The organism is Streptomyces niveiscabiei, assembly GCF_001419795.1.
Classification (GTDB): Bacteria; Actinomycetota; Actinomycetes; order Streptomycetales; family Streptomycetaceae; genus Streptomyces; species Streptomyces niveiscabiei.
Window position 1 is genome coordinate 1 of record NZ_LIRL01000980.1, and the last position, 2,379, is coordinate 2,379.

Here is a 2,379-nt window from a genome sequence, read left to right on the forward strand (position 1 = left end):
CCGTATCCGCACCGCCCTCGGTGCCGACCTCTCTCCCCGGGCTCTCTTCGACGCCCCCACTGTCGCGGCCCTCGCGGCGACGGTCTCACCAGGCAGCCAACCCGACGTCATCACCCCGCAGGACGCCGCCGAACTCCCGCTGTCCTTCGCCCAGGAACGCCTCTGGTTCCTCGACGACTTCGCCCCCGGCGGCACCGACTACAACCTCATGACGACCCTGCGCCTGACCGGCCCCCTGGACACCGAAGCCCTCCAGAACGCGGTCGACGCCCTGGTCCGGCGCCACGACTCCCTGCGCACCACCTTCGACCCCCACGACGGACAGGGCACCCAAGTCGTCCACGACACCCTGGCCGTCCCCGTCCGGATCGTGGAGCCGGAGCCGGCACTCCTCGAAACGGTGCTGAGGGACGAGGCGAACACCCCCTTCGACCTGTGCGAGGGCCCTCTGATCCGCGTGCTGCTGATCCGGGAGTCGCCCTCCACGCACGTCCTCGCCCTCTCGCTCCACCACATCGTCACCGACGGCTGGTCGACGGGCGTGATCCTGCGTGAGCTGGGTGAGTTGTGTTCGGGGGCCGCGCTGCCTGAACTGCCTGTCCGGTACGGGGATTACGCGGTGTGGCAGCGTGAACGCCTCGCGGGTGATGCGCTGGCTGGTGAACTCGCCTATTGGCGTGAGCAGTTGGCGGGGTTGGAGCCGTTGGAGCTGCCGACGGACCGGCCGCGTCCGGCGGTGCGGTCGTCGGCGGGCTCGACACACGTGTTCGAGGTTCCGGCGGAGGTCGCGGCTGAACTGGCCCGTGTGGGACGGGAGTCGGGGGCGAGTCTGTTCATGGTGCTGACGGCGGTGACGCAGTTGCTGCTGTCGCGTTACAGCGGTCAGCGTGACATCGCCCTCGGTACGGCGGTCTCCGGCCGTGAACGGGCCGAACTCGAAGGGCTGGTCGGTTTCTTCGTCAACACGCTCGTCCTGCGTTCGCGCATCGACGAGTCGCGTTCCTTCGCCGAACTCCTGGGTGGTGTACGGGAGACGGTCCTGGACGCCTTCGCGCATCAGGACGTTCCCTTCAGCCGGCTGATCGAGGAGTTGGCCCCGGAGCGGGACACCAGCCGTACCCCCCTCGTCCAGGCGATGCTGGTCCTCCAGAACACCCCCGACACCCCGCTCACCCTCCCCGGACTCACCGCCGAGGAGTTCGTACCGCCCCGCGACACCACTCAGTTCGACCTGCACCTGGAGTTCCTGGAACGCCCCGACGGCTCCCTGGAGGCGGCCGTCGTCCACAGCGACCTCTTCGACGCCTCCACGATCGACCAGCTCACCGCCCACTGGCTCACCCTCTCCCGCCGGATCACCGAGACCCCCGCCGCCCCCCTGCGCACGCTCGACCTGCTCAGCGCCGAGGAACACGCCCGGGTCCTCACCGGCTGGAACGACACCGGAGACACGGGCACCCCTGCCCCCTCGCTCGTCGCCCTCTTCGAGGAACAGGCCCGCCTGCGCCCCGACGCCCCCGCCCTCACCTACCGGGACACGACCCTCACCTACGGCGAACTCGACGCCCACGCCGCACAGTTGGCGGCCCATCTCGCGGCGCGCGGCGTCGGCGCCGAATCGCGTGTCGGCCTCGTCCTGCCCAGGTCGCCCGAGCTCGTCGTAGCCGTCCTCGCGGTGCTCAAGGCGGGCGGCGCCTACGTGCCGATGGACCCGGACTCCCCGGCGGACCGTCTGCACTACGTCCTCACCGACAGCGGCACCCACACCGTCCTCGCCCTGCGCGAGACCGCCCGGCACCTGCCGCCGCAGGTGCGTGAACGCAGCGTCGTCCTCGACGACCCGCAGACCCGGCACGCCGTCGAAGGGGCGGGCGCGGCGCCGGTGCGCGCCGTGCCGTCCGAGTCGGCGGCGTACGTCATCTACACCTCCGGCTCCACCGGCCGCCCCAAGGGCACCGTCCTCACCCACGCCAACGTCACCCGCCTCCTGGCCGCCACGCAGGGCGAGTTCACGTTCGGCGCCGACGACGTGTGGACGCTGTTCCACTCGTACGCCTTCGACTTCTCCGTGTGGGAACTGTGGGGCGCGCTCGCCCACGGCGGGCGGCTCGTCGTCGTACCGCAGGACGTGGCGCGCGCGCCCGGCGACTTCGCGCGGCTCCTGGACGCCGAGCGGGTCACCGTCCTCAACCAGACGCCGTCCGCGTTCTACCGGCTCTCCGAGGAACTGGACGCGGACCCGGGGCTGCGGGAGCGGCTGGCGCTGCGCACGGTCGTCTTCGGCGGGGAAGCCCTCGACTGGCGGCGCATCGCCGGATGGGTGGAGCGCTCCGGCCGCGGCGGACCCGTCATGGTCAACATGTACGGCATCACCGAGAC

1 protein-coding gene is annotated in these 2,379 nt (G+C 71.2%); it reads left to right on the forward strand.

Annotated features, from left to right (window positions below; all coding sequences use genetic code 11):
• On the forward strand, window positions 1–2,379 hold a 2,379-nt coding region (locus AOK24_RS38225), incomplete at both ends, for a condensation domain-containing protein (protein ID WP_159052136.1).